Annotated in this window: 17 protein-coding genes and 1 pseudogene; 8 read left to right on the top strand and 10 right to left on the bottom strand. The window is 69.4% G+C overall.

Translation table 11 applies throughout. The features are described from left to right. Positions 1 to 354: 354 nt before the first annotated feature. A complete protein-coding gene (locus AB0H53_RS12730; protein WP_362110690.1) occupies positions 355 to 1,029 on the bottom strand; it encodes a DUF998 domain-containing protein in 675 nt (224 codons plus the stop codon). 276 nt (positions 1,030 to 1,305) lie between these two features. Here AB0H53_RS12730 and AB0H53_RS12735 point away from each other — a divergent pair. Continuing rightward, positions 1,306 to 2,168, top strand: a pseudogene (locus AB0H53_RS12735) (IS630 family transposase); the annotation flags it as partial. Here the strand turns inward: AB0H53_RS12735 and AB0H53_RS12740 are convergent. Next, complete coding sequence (locus AB0H53_RS12740) at positions 2,165 to 2,779, bottom strand: hypothetical protein (RefSeq protein ID WP_362110693.1); 615 nt, start codon at positions 2,777 to 2,779, stop codon at positions 2,165 to 2,167. The pseudogene AB0H53_RS12735 and the gene AB0H53_RS12740 sit on opposite strands and share 4 nt — an antisense overlap. Positions 2,780 to 2,842: 63 nt before the next feature. Here AB0H53_RS12740 and AB0H53_RS12745 point away from each other — a divergent pair, with 63 nt between their 5' ends. After that, the gene (locus tag AB0H53_RS12745; RefSeq protein WP_362110696.1) at positions 2,843 to 3,256 is read left to right on the top strand and encodes a MerR family transcriptional regulator; all 414 of its coding nucleotides are present in this window, start codon (positions 2,843 to 2,845) and stop codon (positions 3,254 to 3,256) included. 64 nt (positions 3,257 to 3,320) lie between these two features. On the opposite strand, the gene AB0H53_RS12750 is transcribed toward AB0H53_RS12745, so the two are convergent. The 5 genes from AB0H53_RS12750 to AB0H53_RS12770 all read right to left on the bottom strand — a co-directional run bounded on the left by AB0H53_RS12750 (position 3,321) and on the right by AB0H53_RS12770 (position 7,354). Beyond that, entirely contained in the window at positions 3,321 to 3,461 is a 141-nt protein-coding gene (locus AB0H53_RS12750) for a hypothetical protein (protein ID WP_362110699.1), read from the bottom strand. Between the two features lie 330 nt (positions 3,462 to 3,791). Further along, the gene (locus AB0H53_RS12755) at positions 3,792 to 4,625 is read right to left on the bottom strand and encodes an NAD(P)H-binding protein (RefSeq protein WP_362110702.1); all 834 of its coding nucleotides are present in this window, start codon (positions 4,623 to 4,625) and stop codon (positions 3,792 to 3,794) included. Between the two features lie 281 nt (positions 4,626 to 4,906). Beyond that, the gene (locus tag AB0H53_RS12760; protein WP_362110705.1) at positions 4,907 to 5,317 is read right to left on the bottom strand and encodes a DUF3224 domain-containing protein; all 411 of its coding nucleotides are present in this window, start codon (positions 5,315 to 5,317) and stop codon (positions 4,907 to 4,909) included. 193 nt (positions 5,318 to 5,510) lie between these two features. Beyond that, positions 5,511 to 6,164, bottom strand: a complete 654-nt coding sequence (locus AB0H53_RS12765; RefSeq protein WP_362110708.1) for a response regulator transcription factor — start codon at positions 6,162 to 6,164, stop codon at positions 5,511 to 5,513. After that, on the bottom strand, positions 6,161 to 7,354 hold the full coding sequence (locus tag AB0H53_RS12770) for a histidine kinase (RefSeq protein ID WP_362110711.1): 1,194 nt from the start codon (positions 7,352 to 7,354) through the stop codon (positions 6,161 to 6,163). The genes AB0H53_RS12765 and AB0H53_RS12770 overlap by 4 nt, the downstream gene beginning before the upstream one ends. A 189-nt stretch (positions 7,355 to 7,543) precedes the next feature. Between AB0H53_RS12770 and AB0H53_RS12775 the strand changes: the two genes are divergently transcribed. The 3 genes from AB0H53_RS12775 (at position 7,544) to AB0H53_RS12785 (ending at position 10,600) form a co-directional block, all read left to right on the top strand. Beyond that, a complete protein-coding gene (locus tag AB0H53_RS12775; protein WP_362110714.1) occupies positions 7,544 to 8,449 on the top strand; it encodes an SDR family oxidoreductase in 906 nt (301 codons plus the stop codon). A 165-nt stretch (positions 8,450 to 8,614) separates the two neighbouring features. Beyond that, positions 8,615 to 9,214 carry an NAD(P)H-dependent oxidoreductase gene (locus AB0H53_RS12780; protein WP_362110717.1) on the top strand — a complete coding sequence of 200 codons (600 nt, stop codon included), beginning with the start codon at positions 8,615 to 8,617 and terminating at the stop codon, positions 9,212 to 9,214. 900 nt (positions 9,215 to 10,114) lie between these two features. Beyond that, complete coding sequence (locus AB0H53_RS12785) at positions 10,115 to 10,600, top strand: hypothetical protein (RefSeq protein ID WP_362110720.1); 486 nt, start codon at positions 10,115 to 10,117, stop codon at positions 10,598 to 10,600. 298 nt (positions 10,601 to 10,898) lie between these two features. Here the strand turns inward: AB0H53_RS12785 and AB0H53_RS12790 are convergent, their stop codons facing one another. Continuing rightward, on the bottom strand, positions 10,899 to 11,690 hold the full coding sequence (locus AB0H53_RS12790; protein ID WP_362111120.1) for a replication-relaxation family protein: 792 nt from the start codon (positions 11,688 to 11,690) through the stop codon (positions 10,899 to 10,901). 539 nt (positions 11,691 to 12,229) lie between these two features. Between AB0H53_RS12790 and AB0H53_RS12795 the strand changes: the two genes are divergently transcribed. Continuing rightward, entirely contained in the window at positions 12,230 to 12,907 is a 678-nt protein-coding gene (locus tag AB0H53_RS12795) for a hypothetical protein (protein WP_362110723.1), read from the top strand. Between the two features lie 180 nt (positions 12,908 to 13,087). Further along, positions 13,088 to 13,408, top strand: a complete 321-nt coding sequence (locus AB0H53_RS12800; protein ID WP_362110726.1) for a hypothetical protein — start codon at positions 13,088 to 13,090, stop codon at positions 13,406 to 13,408. A gap of 1,158 nt (positions 13,409 to 14,566) precedes the next feature. On the opposite strand, the gene AB0H53_RS12805 is transcribed toward AB0H53_RS12800, so the two are convergent. After that, positions 14,567 to 14,866 carry a hypothetical protein gene (locus AB0H53_RS12805; RefSeq protein WP_362110729.1) on the bottom strand — a complete coding sequence of 100 codons (300 nt, stop codon included), beginning with the start codon at positions 14,864 to 14,866 and terminating at the stop codon, positions 14,567 to 14,569. Between the two features lie 578 nt (positions 14,867 to 15,444). Between AB0H53_RS12805 and AB0H53_RS12810 the strand changes: the two genes are divergently transcribed. After that, complete coding sequence (locus tag AB0H53_RS12810; protein ID WP_362110732.1) at positions 15,445 to 16,023, top strand: snapalysin family zinc-dependent metalloprotease; 579 nt, start codon at positions 15,445 to 15,447, stop codon at positions 16,021 to 16,023. A gap of 329 nt (positions 16,024 to 16,352) precedes the next feature. Here the strand turns inward: AB0H53_RS12810 and AB0H53_RS12815 are convergent, their stop codons facing one another. After that, entirely contained in the window at positions 16,353 to 16,706 is a 354-nt protein-coding gene (locus AB0H53_RS12815; RefSeq protein ID WP_362110735.1) for a hypothetical protein, read from the bottom strand. Positions 16,707 to 17,370: the final 664 nt, after the last annotated feature.

Genomic DNA, 17,370 nt, shown 5'->3' on the forward strand with positions numbered 1-17,370 from the left:
ACAAACTCGCCGCCCGCTACAAAGCCGGCATCCACCTCGCCTCACTCATCCTCTGGCTCCGCGTCCCCCAAGATCCCTTGTCAGACAGGACCTAGCGGGTGGTACTCGGTGACGGCCACCCCGTCGCCGAGCACGCCGAACATTCAGCCACCGCTCCGCCCCAGTGCCAGGCCGTTCGGCTGCGCACCGCCCGAGCCGAAATCTTCTGCCTCATCGAGACCTTCAACTACCGTCGTCGCCTGCGCATGCACCGAACTTCCAGGCTGTCTCGCCCCGGCCGAGAACGGGCAGCAGCATCAGCACTCCCCCGCGGCACAACGACCATGTCCGAGCCAGCGGAGAAACGCCAGGTGCTCACTCGCCTGCGTGCGGCTGCGCGGGGGCTTGGGCTGTGATCGGTCCGCATTCTTGTACGTACCGGCCGAGTACGCCGAGCATGGTCACCTCGCTGCCGAGCAGCAGGCGTTCGACCAAGCCGATCAGCTCCCGGCCACCGGGGCCCGCCGAGTAGGCCATCAGCGCGGCCCCGATCAGGGCGATGCACGACAGGACGCGCAGCCATCGAACTGTTCGCACCGCATGCGGTTCGGCGGAGAGCCGCCGGGCGAGAAGGAGCCCGGCGGCCGGGAGTGCGGCGAACGCCGCGATGGAGGCATAGCGGTGCACGTACGCGGACCCGCCCAAGTGTGTGGTCAGCGGGTCAGTCGGCACCACAGCCGCGACCACGAGTCCCAGGCCCCAGACGGTCAGCAGGGCTGAGGGAAGACCGCGCACGGGCACGCATCGCCCCCTCGCCACCGTCAGGAGTACCAACGAAACCGCACCCAGCAGGGCCATGGTGGCTTCGATCGGACCTCCGCGGTCCAGGGCAGCGAAGTCGCTGACGGTCAGGAAGAACGGACTGAGGTCGGGGTCCGTGTCCGAGGGGGACCACAAGGCCGCGCCCACGGCCAGAGCGACGGCGGTCCAGACTGTCGGGGCGAGTAAGTGGCTGAAGGCGCGACGTCCTGGTGTGATCATGGTCTGCATTCTCTGGTCCAGCGACCCGGCCAGACCACCGGGCCCGCCCCCGAAGCACCCCTGATTCCGACCCCCGACGGCAGTCAGGGATGACCACGTTGCTGAGTGCGTGTTGCGTCCCCCGTCCGGCTGCGCACCGTTCTGCCCGGCCCTTGCCACGGGGGAAGAGCGTCTCGCACTCGGTCGCCTCACGGCACAGGACACGAGCGCACCAGCGTCTGGCGCTCGTCGTCGGTCAACGTCACCTCGGCCACCGGCCGTCCCCTACGCGCCACGCGGGAACTGGACGGACTGGGCGACGAGCCGCGCCCCGGCGCTCCCCGGAAGATTTCCGATAAGCAAGTGGAGGCGGTCGTCGTCGCCACCTTGGAACGCACCCCGAAGGACGCTACACACTGGTCACGCGCGTCGATGGCGGCCGAGAGTGGACAGTCCAAATCCACTGTGGGGCGGATCTGGCGCACCTTCGGCCCCAAGTTGCACCAGGTGGACACGTTCAAGTTGTCCAATGACCCCCAGTTCATCGACAAGGTCCGCGACATCGTGGGCCTCACCTCGACCCGCCGGAGAAGGCGCTGGTCCTGTGTGTCGATGAGAAGTCCCAGATCCAGGCGCTGGACCGCTACGCGCCGGTGCTGCCGATGATGCCGGGCATGCCCGAGCGCCGCACGCACGACTACGTCCGCCACGGCATCACCACGCTGTTCGCCGCCCTGGATGTGGCCACCGGCGAGGTGATCGGCTCCGTCCACCGCCGCCACCGGGCCGCGGAGTTCAAGAAGTTCCTGGTCATGCTGGACAAGGAGGTCCCCGCCGGCCTGGACGTCCACCTGATCTGCGACAACTGCAGCACCCACAAGGCGCCGACGGTCCGAAAGTGGCTGGAAGCCCATCCCTGCTTGCATATGCACTTCACGCCCACCTACTCATCCTAGCTCAACCAGGTCGAGCGGTGGCTCGGCCTCCTGACCGACAAGAAGATACGGCGCGGAGTCCACAAGGACCCGTAGGCCCTGGAACGCGACATCCGCTCCTGGATCGCCCAGTGGAACGAGGACCCGAAGGCCTTCGTCTGGACGAAGGACGCGGACGAGATGCTGCAGCGCCTCGCCGCATATCTTGATCGAATTCCCGGCGCAGGACGCTAGATCGTCGGAGTGATGGCACCGAACGGCTCATAAGCAAGAACGTCCGAGTGAGTCGAGTCAGACCATTCTTCGATGACGATGACCTCGATCGGATTTCCGTCCTCGTCGCGGCCGACTCCGAGCGTGGCGCGGACCAGACCCGGCGTTTTTTCGCCGCGCAGCCGGGCTGTCTGCTGTTTCACCAGCGCTTGGACGCCCGCGTCGTCCGTGGCGGGAAGCCGCCGTGTTATCCACTTCTCGGCGACCGTGTCGACGTGCGCAACCACAGCGACAATCTCGGTCAGCGACCGATCCCGCTCGATATCGGGGACCCGGTCGTCGATCGCCGCGCGAGGGATCGACGCGACGTGGTGAACGTAGTGGTCGCGTGCGGCGGCGGTGGTCCACAGCGATTGGAGGAACAGCGTCGGTTCTGCCGGCGAGTGAAGCACCGAGAACTGGATCAGCCCGTCAGACCAGGGCATCGCCTCCAGTGCGCCGCGAGCGGCTTTTTCCGCCTCTGCTGCCGTGGGCAACCGCCACCAGCTGTCAATTCGGGCTTTGGCATCGTCATGGTGAGTGGCAACGTGTGTTGGCCGCATCGCTCGGGCTTGGTTCTGCTGATCGGTCATGCTGCCACTCTGGATGTTAAACATTTGTTGAAGGCAAGGCCTCGGTGGTGGGAGAGTGCTGTCATGACAGACACCAGGAATCTGACTGATGCGCCGCCGACCGCTGGTCCACGCGAAGCTGGCTTGACTGTTGGCGACGTTTCTCGGGAGTCAGGAGTGGCCACTTCGGCAGTGCGCTTCTATGAGCGGTACGGCGTGATCAAGGCAGAACGAACCAGCGCCAACCACCGGGTTTTTGATCAGTCGGCGGCGTGTCGGATCAAGGTGGCCAAGTTGGCCCAGGGTGTCGGCTTGACCGTTCGCGAGATCGCAGAACTGCTCGCCACCTTGTCCCCTGATCCCGAGCCTGACGACTGGGCCGAGATCGCTTACGAATTGATGGACGAGGCTGAGCGTCGAGTGGCCGCATTACGTGGCTACCTGACGGAGATCACCTCTGCCGGCAAGCTCTGCGAGGTCGTTGACCGGATGAGTTAGCGTCCTGCGCCGGAGTTCGAAGTAGAAGCAGCCTACGTATTAAACGAACTCCCGGCGCAGGACACTAGGTGTCCTCGCGGTCACCGCACTCGGCCTTCGCCGCCGCCCAGAACACCTCGTGCGTCTTGCTGAAGATCCCTTGGGCGCGGGCCTGCGCCAGCGCGGCCGCCCCGGCGAACGCACCGGGCTTGACCAGCAGGATCACCAGGTAGTGATCGAGGATGTCGTGCGAGGTGTACGGCGCTTCAGCCGCGGATGACGGGCGACGAAGGAGGCAACCATTTCATGGAGTTCTGCAAGGGAGATACCGTCACCGTCCATGTAGAAGCCATCAGAATGGGCAACTTCAAAAGAGCCGAAGTGGTCGAGGTGAGCCCAGTAGGCCAGTTCGGGTCATCGCGGCAACCGACAGGCAAACTTCAGGGCCCGGCGGCCTGGGTCGTCCAGTCGCCGTCGAAGAGCGCGCGACCAGGTGTCGGCGTACTCCTGAAAAGGCGCACCGGGGTACGGATGAAGGTGCTCAGGCCCTGGCGATTCAACGGAAGGCGTCGGCGTTCTCCGAAGCCCACTGCCGGAACGGGCGAGCCGGCGTTCCGGCGACCTGAGAAACCGTGTCGCGCACCATCAGCAGCTCGGGGTTCACGTCTCCACCAGTGACGTCGAGCACCGCGTCCGCGGCCTCGGCCCCGAAGACCGCGACCATCTGCGCGTAGGCCTGCCGACGGCTGATCTCGGCGAAGGGCACCTCCCGACCCAGTACTGCCGCGATGGCCTCGACCTGCTGTCGGGCGGTTATCGGCTCTGGCCCGGTCAAGGCATACGTGCGTTTGTGGTGGCCGGACTCGGTCAGTGCCACCCGTGCCACCGATGCGATGTCCGCGGGGTGGATGGTCGGTAGCGCGGTCTCGGCGTACGGCGCGCGGACGGTCTCGCGGCCGCGGATGGACGCAGCCCACATCAGGGCGTTCGACGCGAACTGCGTCGGCCGCAGGATCGTCCAGGCCATGCCGGTTTCCTTGAGTAGTTGCTCCACCGCCAGGTTCTCGTCGGCGGGGCCGAGGTGCGGGTGGGTCTGGACGGTGATGGACGACACCAGCACGACGTGTTCCACTCCCGCCTGCCGGGCGGCTTCGAGGATGTCGGCGTCCGAGCCCAGACGCGACACAAGAAACAGCGAGCGCACCCCCTTCAGCGCGGGCTTCAACGACGTCGGATCTGCGAAGTCGCCCTCCACGACCTCGACCCCTTGGGGGAAGACGGCTCGTGCGGCGTCACGGGTGAGCCCTCTCAGCGGCCCGACACCGCCTGCGTGCAGCTCCTTCAGCAGGGCACTGCCTATGTTTCCGGTGGCTCCGGTCACGAGGATCACGAGCGTGTCTCCCGTCGCTAGATGATCGAGTGGGCGACACGCTAGAACCTCAATCCTGCTTCAGGTCAAGAAGACGTCTGGCCGTGCCCGAGGCTGGGCACGTTTCATCCGTACTCGACTGTGCACGTTCACATGTACGCCGACACCAGGCAGGCATGGCCGTCGGAGAGCTGGCCGGAGCGGTGGAAGTGCTGGGCGACATGACCGACGGCGGCGGCCACCGGATCCGCACCGTCACGGTCGTGGCGATCCGGCTGTGGCTCCGCCTGCGACCTGCTGAGCTACTGGCCCAGGTCGTAATCGAACCAGATCCGATGCGTGCCGTCAGGGTCGATCGCGATGCCCCCGGTCCCTGTAATTCCGGCCAGCTCACCCGTTCCGCTGCCCGGAACGATGACGACGAAGTAGTCACCCTGCCGTTCTCCGCCCGACATCGTGGCGGAGTGCGCGAAGTTGAAGGCCCCCGCCCGCCCATGGAGGACCCCCTCGAACGACTCCATGGCGACATAGGTGCCCGTATTGCTGGGCTGGTCGAACGCGGAGGTGAACAATGTGGTCGCGCGCCCGACAACCTCGCCCTCGAACCGCTTGTCCATCGTGGCGACCCCGACAGACACCGCGGTCTCAATTGCCGGGCTCGGCACCGAAGCGGGCGTGAAGTCGACGACCTTGAACGTTCCTGAAACTCGCATCCCCGGAGCGTACCGGCCACCACCGACATCAACGCCGTCCTACCCCTTCGTGACCTGCAGCTGACGGAGTGGGCTCCTGCGCAGTCCGCACCACCCGCGCAGCTCCGGCCCTCGATGGCGCAGACAGGTACGTGATGTGGCCGGGCAGCGCTGCGCCGTCTCAGCGTGGCGACTCTCTCGGAACAGGGGCGGGTCAGTCCGGAGTGACGCCGGTGAGGACAGCGAGAACGGCGAGACGGATGCGGTTGTCTCGGCCCGTCTTCGCCATCAGGTTCGCCACGTGCGTCTTCACCGTGGTGACCCCAAGATGCAGCCGGTCGGCGATCTCCTTGTTGGACAGGCCCACGCCGAGCAGGCCGAGTACCTCCCGCTCGCGCGGGCTGATGCCCGGTATCGGGAGGTCCCTAGGGGTGTCGGAGGTGGGACGGGCGTGGAGGGCCTGGGCGACGAGGCGGTTAAGGATGTCCCTGCTGAAGGGGGCCTCTCCATTGGCGGTCCGGCGTACGGCGTCCAGGAGTTCGGCCGGTGGGGTGTCCTTGACGAGGAAACCGCAAGCTCCGGCCGCGAGCACCGGATACAAGTGGTCGTCGTCGTCGAACGTGGTGAGGGCGACGATACGGATGGCAGGGCGCGCCGCCAGGATGCGGCGGGTAGCCGTGATGCCGTCCACGCCGGGCATTCTCAGGTCCATGAGGATGACATCGGGAGTGAGACGTTCAGCCAGTCGTACTGCCTCCGCTCCGTTGTCCGCCTCGCCCTGGATCTCGATGTCCTGTGCCTGCTCGAAGAGCATGCGCAGCCCCATGCGGACGAGCTGCTGGTCGTCGACGACGAGGATGCGGATCACAGCTGGGGCTCCATGTCGGATGCGGGGGCGGGCATTTCGGCAGTAAGTCGCCAGCCGCGAGCTGCGGGGCCCGCATCCAGTCGGCCGCCGAGCAGGTCCACGCGTTCGCGCATGCCGATCAAGCCGTGTCCGGGTAAGCCCGGGGCTGGTGGTCGGGTTCTTCCGGCTCCGTCGTCGTGGATCGTCACGTGTATGGCGTCATCGGTAACCCGCACGGCCAGTTCGGCGTGTGCGCCGGGCCCAGCGTGCTTGGCCGCGTTGGCCAAGCCCTCCTGGGCCAGGCGGAGGACCGCGAGCGCACGTACCGCGTCGAGTCGTGCGAGACGGGGATCCACGGAAGCGGTTACGGCCAGGCCGGTCTGGCGGCTGTGTTCCGCCACCGACTCCAATGCCGCCGGCAGCGCCCTGGACGAGACCAGGGCATCGGTGTCGGGACCGGTACGGTCCGGGGCACGCAGTACAGCCACCAGGTGCCGCAGATCAGTCAGTGCCGCGCCGGCGCTGGAGTGCAGGTCGTCGAGGACGTCGGTGATCCGAGGATCGGTGGTGCTGGTGATGGAGATGACATGCCGGGCGACACCAACGCGCAGCACCATGGAGGAGACGTGGTGGGCCACGAGGTCGTGCAACTCGCGTGCGATGGTGGTGCGCTCCGCTGTCCGGGCGGCCAGCAGCTGCTGTTCGGCACGAAGTTCCTGCTGTTCTGTCCGCTGACGGGCGTGCACCGCGGCTTCGCGGGTCACGCGCACGTACGCGCCCAAGAGCAGTGGCAAGCCTGCGACGATGCCCATCTTGTAGAGCACTGGAAGAAGCTCGCCGGGCAGATCCTCAAGTCGGTTGAAGGCGACGGCAAGCGCCAGTACCGCCGTCCCGGCGGCCAGGCGGCGCCCGGACTGCCGAACCGCCAGCTCGAAGAGAGTCACGGCGGCCAGCACCTTCAACGAGGAAACGGTGCTCACGCCCAGCGCGTGCGCGGCGACGAGCAGGAGCGACTGCGCCAGGAGCGCGCCGAACGCCCACTTACCTGCGGCCAGGCACAGCACGAGTCCGGCTGCGGCAAAGCCCCAGTCCTGTGCTCCGGACGGCCGCTGCAGCAGCAGGAAGTCGCCAATCAGGATGCCGGCGAGCGCAAAGACCCGTATGACGGCGAATCTTCTGTCGAACACAAGCTCGATCCAAGATCGGTTCACGCGGCCCACGATAGACGGGCGCCCGTGCGCCTGGGGTCCTTCCATGGGAGGAGGGCGACTCCTCCTGTCGGCCGCGAGGTCCGGCCCGAGGACGGAGTCGTGTGCCCGGAGCGGGCTGCCAGTGTGGTCGTCATGGATGCGAATGCGAACACTGACACAAGTACCGACAAGAGTGCGGGTCCTGCGGGCATGGGGCGGCGGTCCCTTCTCGGTGGTGCTGCCGCCCTGGGCCTGGCGAGCGCGGCCTCCGGCACCACCGCCCATGCCGTCGGCGCCCAGTCCAGGTCCCGCACCAAGGCCGGTCGCTTCCAGGGAAAGTCGGTCCTCATCACGGGTGCCACCTCGGGCATCGGCAGGGCGGCGGCGAAGGCGTTCGCCGCGGAAGGTGCCCATGTCGGCTTCTGCGGCAGACGAGCCGACTGGGGGCGCCAGGTGGAACGCGAGATACGGGACGCGGGCGGCGAAGCCACATACATCCAGGCCGACGTCCGGATAGCCGCCCAGGTACGGAGCTTCGTGGACCGGGTCGCGAGCCGTTACGGCGGCATCGACGTGGCCTTCAACAACGCCGGCGTCGGCAGCGGCAAACTACCCCATGAGATGAGCGTCGAGGAGTGGGACGACGTCCAGGCCACCAACGCCCGAGGCGTGTTCCTCGCGATCAAGTACGAGATCCCGCACATGCTCAGGGCGCAGCGCGGCGTCATCATCTGCACCTCATCGTCAGCAGCCGAACAGGCGCGGCCGAACGGCGCCGCCTACACGGCAAGCAAGCGGGCGGTGCAGGGCGTGGTGAAATCCGCAGCGCTCGCGTACGGACCCAAGGGAATCAGGATCAACGCCCTGCTGCCCGGCACCACCGACACCCCCTTCGTCCGCCCGCCGGGAATCCCGGATGCGGAATGGACCAAGTACAAGCAGGCATGGGGGCCGCTCAACGTCGATGGTCTCGAGCGGATGGCCGAGACTGAGGAGATCGCTCGCGCAGTGCTCGGGCTCGCGTCCGACGACTTCCCCTATATGACGGGTGCGTCGGTGACCGTGGACGGCGGAAGCACCGCGGGCCGGAGAATGATCCAGCCGAGCGGTACCTGAGGTTGGGCCCCCTTACACTTGCCGATCTTGGCCGGCAGTTCGAGGTCCCCGCACCGGCCTCGTCGGCAAAGGGGATAAGGATAATGGTGAGTAGGCGCCTTGCGGCGCTCTAGTGTCTGGCTCCCATCCGGCGGGGCCGACGTGGTCTGTGTCGACTGGGGAACCATGCGCGTAGCGGTTTATCTTGCTCACCCGCGTCCGGGGAGCTTCAACCACGCCGTGTTCGACGCCGTGGTTGAAGAGCTGCGTGAGGGAGGAGCCGAGGTGGTGGCGCACGACCTCTACGCGGAAGGGTTCCCGGCCCTGCTCTCCGCCGACGAGACGGGGACAGTCGAATCCGCAGGGCACTCCCACGACGCGTGGCTGACGCTGCACCGGGAAGAGCTGTCCACTTTGGACGCGATGGTGTTCGTGCACCCGAACTGGTGGGGTATGCCGCCCGCTGTCCTCACGGGTTGGGTGCAGCGGGTCCTGGCGCCGGGGGTCGCGTACAAGCTGGAGACGGCAGAGGGCGAACCCGCCGGGTTGCTGAAGGCCGGCCGAGCCCTCGTGCTGAACACCTCCGATACTCCCGCCGACCGGGAGGAGAGCGAATTCGGTGATCCACTGCAGAGTGTCTGGGCGGCATGCGTGCTGCCGTACGTGGGAGTCTCCGACGTACGCAGGGTCGTCTTCCGCACCGTCACCGGCTCGCTCCCCGAAGAACGCGCCACCTGGCTTGCCGACGCACGCGAGCAAGCGGCAGCGCTCCTCCGCCCCGCATAGCAGTCCACGTCACCGATACAGCCCTGACACCGAGGTAGCGGCGAGACCTCTCGCGACCGGGGCCCATCGGCGGGTGGTCACATCTGCTGACGGAACCGACCGCCCGATCAGCCGGTGCGGGACGTTCGGGGTGCGCGAGCGGTGAAAGCCGAGCTCGGTCGACCCGTCACACGGGGCGCGCTTGTAGAGGAGCGGGAACTCGGGGTCGACCATGGGCACGTCGTGGTACCAGCCGCCGTCGTCGAAGCCGCGGTACGGCTGGCAGCGGTGGCCTCGTTCAGGGGCGTGACGGCACAAGGGGTGCCAGGAGCGTGGTGGTCATGTCCGTTCAACGAGCACCGCTCGGGTGCGCCGTTCAGCCGAGCGAGGAACCGCAGCGGCTCGCCCTGGCTGCTGCGCCGCGCACCCGGGGGTCCGGGGTCGCGCCCGGGTGCACGGCCGTTCAGACGGCCCGGTTGACGGGCGCGGCCGCCAGGCGGTTCAGGCATTCGTACAGGAGCCGCACGAGCCGGGCGCGGTTATGGGTTGCAGCGAGCGGTGCCCTGGATCGGCTGGGAGAGGCGGTCGGCGGCTTCACGGAGGATGACTTCGGCGAGGTCGACCGCCGGACGGTGTCGGCCGACAGGGCGCTGCTCGAGGGTGCAGAGGAGCAGTTGCTGGGGCTATGCGGGCGGCTGTGTGATCAGGCCGTACAGGGGGTGGGTTGTGCGGCGTGTGGTGCGCAGCCGGCGGTGAGGATGGGGGTGGTGATGACGGCACGGTTGTGGCGCATTGGCACGCGCGGGGTGCCCCACTGCCCGGCTCCAGTGGCAGGAACGGCGCGGCGCTCCGGGCGCGTAGTAACGCCTACCAGTAGCGGTCGTTTCACCAGACATGATTAACCGACGTACCACCTTGACTGTGACCGCCGCCGCCCTGGGAGCTGTCCTTACCTCGGCTGCTCCCGCCGCCGCCGGCGGTGTCGGCGATTTCCTCTCCCCCGCCTTCGGCACCCTCTGCACCAACCACCACACCGGCGCCCACGCCGACGGCACCACCACCCACGGCACCGGAGCCGCCAACGGCAACCTCGCCGGACTCCCCCTCGGCTCCGCCCTCAACCACTGCGGCGGCGCCGACTTCAAGAACATCTTCGACGGCAACGGAAGTGAAGCAGCCTCAGCTGAAGAGAGCGCTCGGAAGGTAAACGAGAATATTCCTGCTGCCCGGCCTGAACGGAAAGGACTCGACCAGGAACTTTACGACGGCATTCCTGAAGCTGTGCGCGACCCGAAGATCGTGCGCGAGACGTCACCCGAGGCGCTCAGCGTCATGAGCAACTTCATCGCCCCCCTGTTCAAGGACACGGCAGCTGCGGCATCTGCCCAAAGCGCGGCGGCCGGGTGAGCATGCCCTTCCTCGCTTGCCTGGCAGTGCGCAGCCTAGAAGGCATCCGGGCATGATGCGGTCCTTGCCCGAGCCGATGCTGGGGGTGTGGTTCGGAACAGCAGTTCTCTTGGATCGTCTCTATGGGCGATCTTGTCGAGGTGATCGAGAATGCGCGCGGTGGAGAAGGGCCGGCGTTCCCCACTCGCTGCGCTGGCGAAGCAGGCCGCCCCGGCGTGACCGGCACGGCGTTGTCCACGAGGGCGCTCCCCCACGGCTGTGGCGTGGGGGAGCGTCGTCGTCTCCGGCAAGCTTGGCCTCAGCGGCCGGGCGGTTCGGGGTAGCGCTGGCGGCGCCGGTCCGGGTCGTCGACGCCGATCTCGTACCAGGGCTCGCCCCGCTGGAGCCGCGGCAGGGTGTTCACCCAGACCGCGATGGCGATGCCCTTCACGTCGTCGGCGAGCGCCTTCAGGCGGTTGTCGAGCAGGTGTTCCTCCTTGCCCGCCAGGACGACATGCAGCCGCGGGAAGGTTTTCGAGCGTGTGTAGCGGTGGCGCTGCCAGAACGGGTACGTCGTGCCGATCGTGCCGCGGGCGCCTTCCCAGACGCGGTGCCCGGCGTAGCGCTCGTAGTCCCAGACCTCACGTGCGAGGCGGGCCTGGGACATGGTGCCGTTGTCGAGCTCGAAGAGGCGCACCTCGCTGGTCTTGGTGGGCAGGGCGAGGACGGCGTCGGTGTTGAAGCTGAGGCCGGTCTCTTTGATGGCGTGGTTGACCTCCACCTGCCAGTCGGTCAGATGCTCGCGGCCTCCGTAGGCGAGGATCATGTCCGTCACCGCGACGCCGTGCGGACCGAACCCGGCGCGAACGGCCTTCGCGCCGGTGCCGGTCTTCGGGCGGGGAGGCAGCTCGTTGCCGTCGGCCAGAGCCTTCTGCCCTGCCGGGGTCAGGTTCCAGATCGGGTGCCGTCCAGCCTTGCCGTTCGTCTCCGCCAGCCCGAGCTCCGCCAGCTTGTTCATCGCCCTGCGCACATACGACCGGCCGTCGGCATCCTCCGCCGTGATCACCTGAGCCATCTGCCGCACCGTGGCTGTCCGCACGCACCCCAGCATCCGCAGTGCATCAGCCCGCACCTTCCCGGCCGCAGGGGTGGACTTCTTCCCCTTCGCCGACGTCTCAGGGGAAGACAGAGAGGTGTCAGCGTGCCGGGAGGCTCCCTGGCGGGCGGTGTGAGCTGCGGTGATGGGCACGACGTTGGAATCATTCACGGCACCGTTCGCGGCACTGGATTCCGGGCCGCCCGGCTGGCGTTCAGGACCCCCTTGGCAGCGCGGCGAAGCCCACACCGTGTTCTCAGACGCGACGCGGACGGCGACGGAGGGGCCCGTGATCAGAGCCGACGGATGAGGAAGCGCGGGTCGCAAGCACCGAGCCGCCACCGGCCATGGCCCCAGCGATCCGGTTTCAATGCGAACATCAACAGGCCCTTTCGGGCTGAACCCCGCCGCCGCAGTAACGATTCCTCGGAGAACCCATGCGCCGCGCCTACCTCCTCCCCGCCGCTGTCCTCCTACTCTGTACCGCCTGTTCCGGCGGTACAGACAGTGACTCCGGTGAGAGCGCGAAGAAGGCCGCGGACCACGGGGCGGCCGTGCGCGCCGCGATCGAGAGGACGAGCACGGAAAGCGCCCGCGTCGACGAGAAGATCGAGCTGCAGTCCGCCGGCAGCCCCACCACCTACGTGTTCTCGATTTCCGGCACCTTCGACCTGGCAGGTGACAGGGGCCGGCTCACGGTGGAGTTCGAGGACAGCGGTATGGACCCCATCGAGGAGGTCTTCCTCGGTGACACCGTCTATGTAAGGGGCTCGCGGGCGGTGGAGGAGGGCACGTGGGCCTCAGCCGCCCGGAGCGAGGCCCTGACCCGCTATTTCCTGCGGGCGCCGCTGAACGACCCCGAGCACCTGCTCCACCAGATGAAGGCGATGCGGCAGGTGTCGCACGAGGGGACGGAACAGGTGAACGGCGCCCCCACGGTGCACTACCGGGGCACAATCGATCACGCCACCGCGACGCTCCGAATGACGGCTGAGACGAAACACGGGCTGGATGCTCGGCGCGAAAAGCTGGGCGACAACACGCCCGTCTACGCGGATGTGTGGGTCGACGGGAAGGGGCGCGCCGTCCAGGCCCAGCTGTCCTGCTCCGGCGTGAGGAAGGCCATGACGACGATGACACTGACGGACTTCGGAACGCGGGTGAAGGTCAAGGCGCCGTCGACCAAGCAAATCGTCCCCGTACCGGCGGGCGAGGACGTCCTGCTGGCCTGATCGGAGACGAACCCGGCACAGCACAGCACAGCCGGGCTGCGGCAACCGGGACAGGCCGCAGCCACGAACGGCGGCACACCGGCACGGTGGCGAAGACGAGGCCGCGGGTGGGATCGCGGAAGATCACGCGTTCCTGCCGAAGGGCCTGGTCCCGTCCCGTAACCGCTGACGCCCGAGCAGGTGGGGCGGAGCTTCGACTACATCCTGACTTCGTCGAACGGTGGCGCCGCCGCTGTCGCCGGGCGGGCGGAAGCGGACACGGAGCTGGCGTTCGTCCTGCTGCGGCTGTCCGAGGACATCATCTGGCCCGTCACGGCCGCGAACGGGGAGGCCGACCCCTGCGCGGACTCCTTCGCGCTGGACGAGGTCGGGTACGTGCTGCTGTCCGCGCTGCGGGACTGGGCGCGGGACTCCCGCACCACGGGCAGCGCCGGGCATCGCCCGCGGCATCATCCGGTTCACGGTAACGACGTTGTGAACGAAAGCCGCCGGGGGCCTTGACCGAGGCCCGTGGTTCTTGTGCTCGCGCAGCGTCCACGCTGGGGGCGGTGGTGGTGCACCGAGGCAGGGCGGCGAGAATGACGGACCGGAGGTCCCCGGGACGACGACGCGACCGCAGCACGGCGGAGAACGGGACCCTGCGGAGGGCGGCACACAACCGGACAGCAGCGGCGGGTGGCGGCCGGCACGCGGCCGACAGCTCGGCAGCGCGCCGGGCCGACGGGACGCCGGGACGGCGAGCCCGGTGCGGCGGGACGCCGGGACGGCGCGACGGGGCGGGGCGGGTGCGGCGCGACGGGCGCAGGCCGGGGGCGGGCGGGGCGGGTGCGGCAGGCCGGGCCGGGACGGCGCGGCGGCGGCCCGGGCCGAGGCGGCAGGACGGGGCGGTGCAGCGGGCTGGCGGGCCGGTTCGGCGGGGGCGGTGGGACGGCGGGCCGGCGGCGCGGCCGGACCGGCGGGCCGGGACGGGTGCGGCGGGCCGGGACGGTGGGCCAAGGCGTGTGCGGCGGGCGGACCGGGACGGTGAGCCGGGCCGGGCCGAGGCGGGGCGGGCCCGGAGCAGGCGGGTGGCGGGACGGGTCGGCGTGGTGACGGGCCGGCACATGACGAACCGGCGGCGCGGGGCCGCAACCCCGGGCGGCAGAACACCCCCAACGGGCAGACCCACCCGCGGCCAGCCGACAGCAAGCGGCCCCCAGCCGGACGCCGGCCGGACGGAACCGCGACAGCCGGCACACGGGACCAGGACGGCAGCCGGACGACGGTGCGCGGGACCGGGACGACGGACGGCGGGCGGCCGAGCGGCGGACGGGCTGCCGGCTGGCGACGGGCCGGGACAGCTACAGCGGCGGGGGCAGCGGAGACGGCCGGTACGCGACCGACAGCACGACAGCGGAACGGCCGGCGGCCGAGCAACGGCGCAGCGGACGGTGCGGCGGCGGGCCGGCGGCGGGGCGGCAGGCCGGCGGCGGGGCGGCAGGCCGAGGCGGCAGGCCGGCGGCGGGACCCAGGGCAGGCCGGGCCGGCGGGGTGGGCCCGGGTGCGACGCGGGCCGAGGCGACGGGACGGGTGCGGCGGCCGGGGGCGGCGCGGCGGGCCGCCAGCCCCGCGGCCGGGCCAGGAACACATCATGCTTACGTGCCTCAGGTTCACCACCGGTCAGCCCGGCCCGCTCCCCGGAGTCAGATCACGGCGGATCGCCCGGTGCAGCGTCGGGATCGACGGAGGCGGCTGCCCCTCGCCCCTGGCCACGCGAGCGGCCAGCTCGCGGTGCACCGCCGCAACGTTGCCCTTCCACAGCCCCAGCAGAGCCCGGACCTCACCAGTAACCGTGAACCGCCCGGGATACGCGGCCCGCTCCCCCGGTGCCCGGGCCGCAGCCTCGTCCCGCTCAGCGGCCGCCAGCCACCGCCACACCGCACGCTCCCGCACCCCCAGCACGTCCGCTGCCGACCTCACCTGCCCAGTCGTAAGCTTCCCCTCCCGCCGCAGGGCCAGCAGACGGCGCACCGCCGGTCCCCGCAACGCCCGAACCGACGCAGCAGGCAAAGTCCCAGGCGCGTCACCACCCACCGGGGCCGGGTCCTGCTCTCCCTGATCCACACCCCCGAGCACACCAACACCCATCGGCCAGCGGATCAGAACTCACGAAACTGAGACAGCGTCACCCCTGATGCAATAACGCCCCGGGAACAGCTACACCCCAGAAATCTCGCCTCCAGAACAGTGGCCCCCACCCCCTCCACCACCACTGACCAGCAGCAACACACCCAGGACCACTGTCACTCACCCACTGCCCCAAAACCGAGAGATCGCACTTCAGGGGCTGCCGCTCGGGCTCCTGCGACTCTGCTGACGGGATTTGACGAGAATTCATCATGTCAGGTGCATGACTGGCGTGGATGGATGGGCATACCATCGCAACGCGCCGGAGGAGCGGTCGACGGTGCATCCGGCCCTCACCGGACCAGTGCCACTCCTTCGCGCACCACCCGGCCCCGCCGGGGCCGGATCCCCCCACAGATGAAGGAGCAGCAATGCCCCTCGGTATTTGGCTCAAGGCAGGCACTTCCGCCACAGCACTCGTCCTCGCCATGGCGGGCGCCGCGACCGCCGCCACCGCTCCCGCGGGTGCATCATCCACCGCGCAGGCGGCAGCGGTGACCCTTCGCTACGACGACAGCCGCGCCGCAGGCTGGGAGGCCGCGATCGCGGCCGGAGTCGCCTCATGGAACGCGAACGTGAGCAACGTCCGTCTGGTGGAAGCAGCACCCGGCACCGCGGCCGAGATCGTGATCGTCGCCACCACGGGCTGGCCGCAGGCCACGCTCGGCCCTGTTCGTCCGGGCCGTCAGGTCCGCGTCGAGCTCGGCAGCCAGGCCGTGAACCAGGGGTACAACAAGACTCGGATCGCCGCTCACGAGCTGGGACACAGCCTCGGCCTGCCGGACACCAAGCCCGGCCCCTGCTCACAGCTGATGTCAGGGTCGAGCGCCGGCACGGCCTGCACCAACGCCACACCGAACACCACAGAGCGCTCCCGCGTACAGTCCGCCTACGCGAGCGGAACCCCCGCGCTCGCGCCCACCGACCTGACCCTCATCGACGCGCCCTGACCACACGGCCGTCGAACGGACGGGCTTCCCGGGGGTCTCGGCGAGATCACCGACCCCTACGCCGTGCCCTAGGACGTCGAGGTCGAAGCCGGGGCGACCAAGGCGTTTGGCTCGGGCGATGGGTCCACCAGCAGAGAAAGGCGCTTCGGCGCGGTAGGCCGTCCAGGTCGTCAGGCCCGCCGGGAGCGACGGGGCCAGGTAGGGGCAGTGGGCGGTCATCTGCCGCGCGTAGTCGCTGATGTCCACGGACCTCGGCCGGATGGCGCTGGCCTCAACGAGGCGCAGCGCCCCGGCGGTGGGCCGGGGCGCTGGCGTGGTGCGGCCGGTGGTCACCGGCGGGCGGTCTCCGGCTGGTCGGGCGCGGCGTCGTCGCCGTCCCCGCCGGTCGGGGAGCAGTCCCACTTGTTGGCCCACAGGTGGGAGATGCGGGTGTGGTCGAGGACCAGGGCGTGGGCGCCCTGGTGGAGGAACTGGGCGGTAAGGGTGCGCAGAATGGTCGTGCTGCCGCCGTCGGTGCCGCTGCAGACCAGGATGTTCGGGGCGGCGTCGACGTCGACGGCGATGGCCCGGCCGTCGGTGCTGACGCCGATGACTGCGGCGGAGTCGGGCAGCGCCCGGAGTTGCTTGCGCAAGCCGGGGTCGGTGAGGCGCAGGAGCTTCGGGAGCGTGACCGTGTTCGTCATCGTGGTGGTTGTGCTCTGCCTGGTGTACCGGGTGTTCTCCGGGGCTGGGTGGATCATGTCGGGGCGGACCGGACAGGTCCCAGGCCGCGGCCGTCGGGCGGGCTGGGGAGGTCACTCGAGGTAGATGGTCCCGGACGCGGCGCGGGGCCGGTTACGGGCCCAGTTCTTGAGGTCGCCGACGCGGTAGAGGAGTTCGATGCCGCTTTGTCGACCGGTTTGGGGAAGGTCGGGTCGTTGGCACGGGCGCGGCGATGGTGATGTCCGGCAGGTGGCGTTCGTGGGCCTGGCGGAGTCCCACCGCCTCATCGTCATCGACCGGCGCCGACGGCGGCGTGGGAACGGGACTGGCGTGGCGGGCCGGACGCGCGGCCGCTCCAGGCGGACGGCAACCGCGGCCGGGTGCTGGGGCAGTCGAATGAGCGGCGAGCCGGCCCACGCACGGGCGACGAACGGCCGGCGGCGGGCCGGGACGGTGCGGCGGGGCGGTGCGGCGGGGGACGGCCGGTACGCGACCGACAGCACGACAGCGGAACGGCGGCGGCCGAGCAACGGCGCAGCGGCCGAGCAACGGCGGGCCGGGCCGGACCGGCAGGCCGGCGCGCCGGGTGCGGCAGGCCGGGACGGGACGGCCAGCGGGCCGGCAAGCCGGGCCGGCCGAGGCCGG

Origin of the sequence: Streptomyces sp. NPDC050856, assembly GCF_040653855.1 — a bacterium.
Taxonomy (GTDB): Bacteria; Actinomycetota; Actinomycetes; order Streptomycetales; family Streptomycetaceae; genus Streptomyces.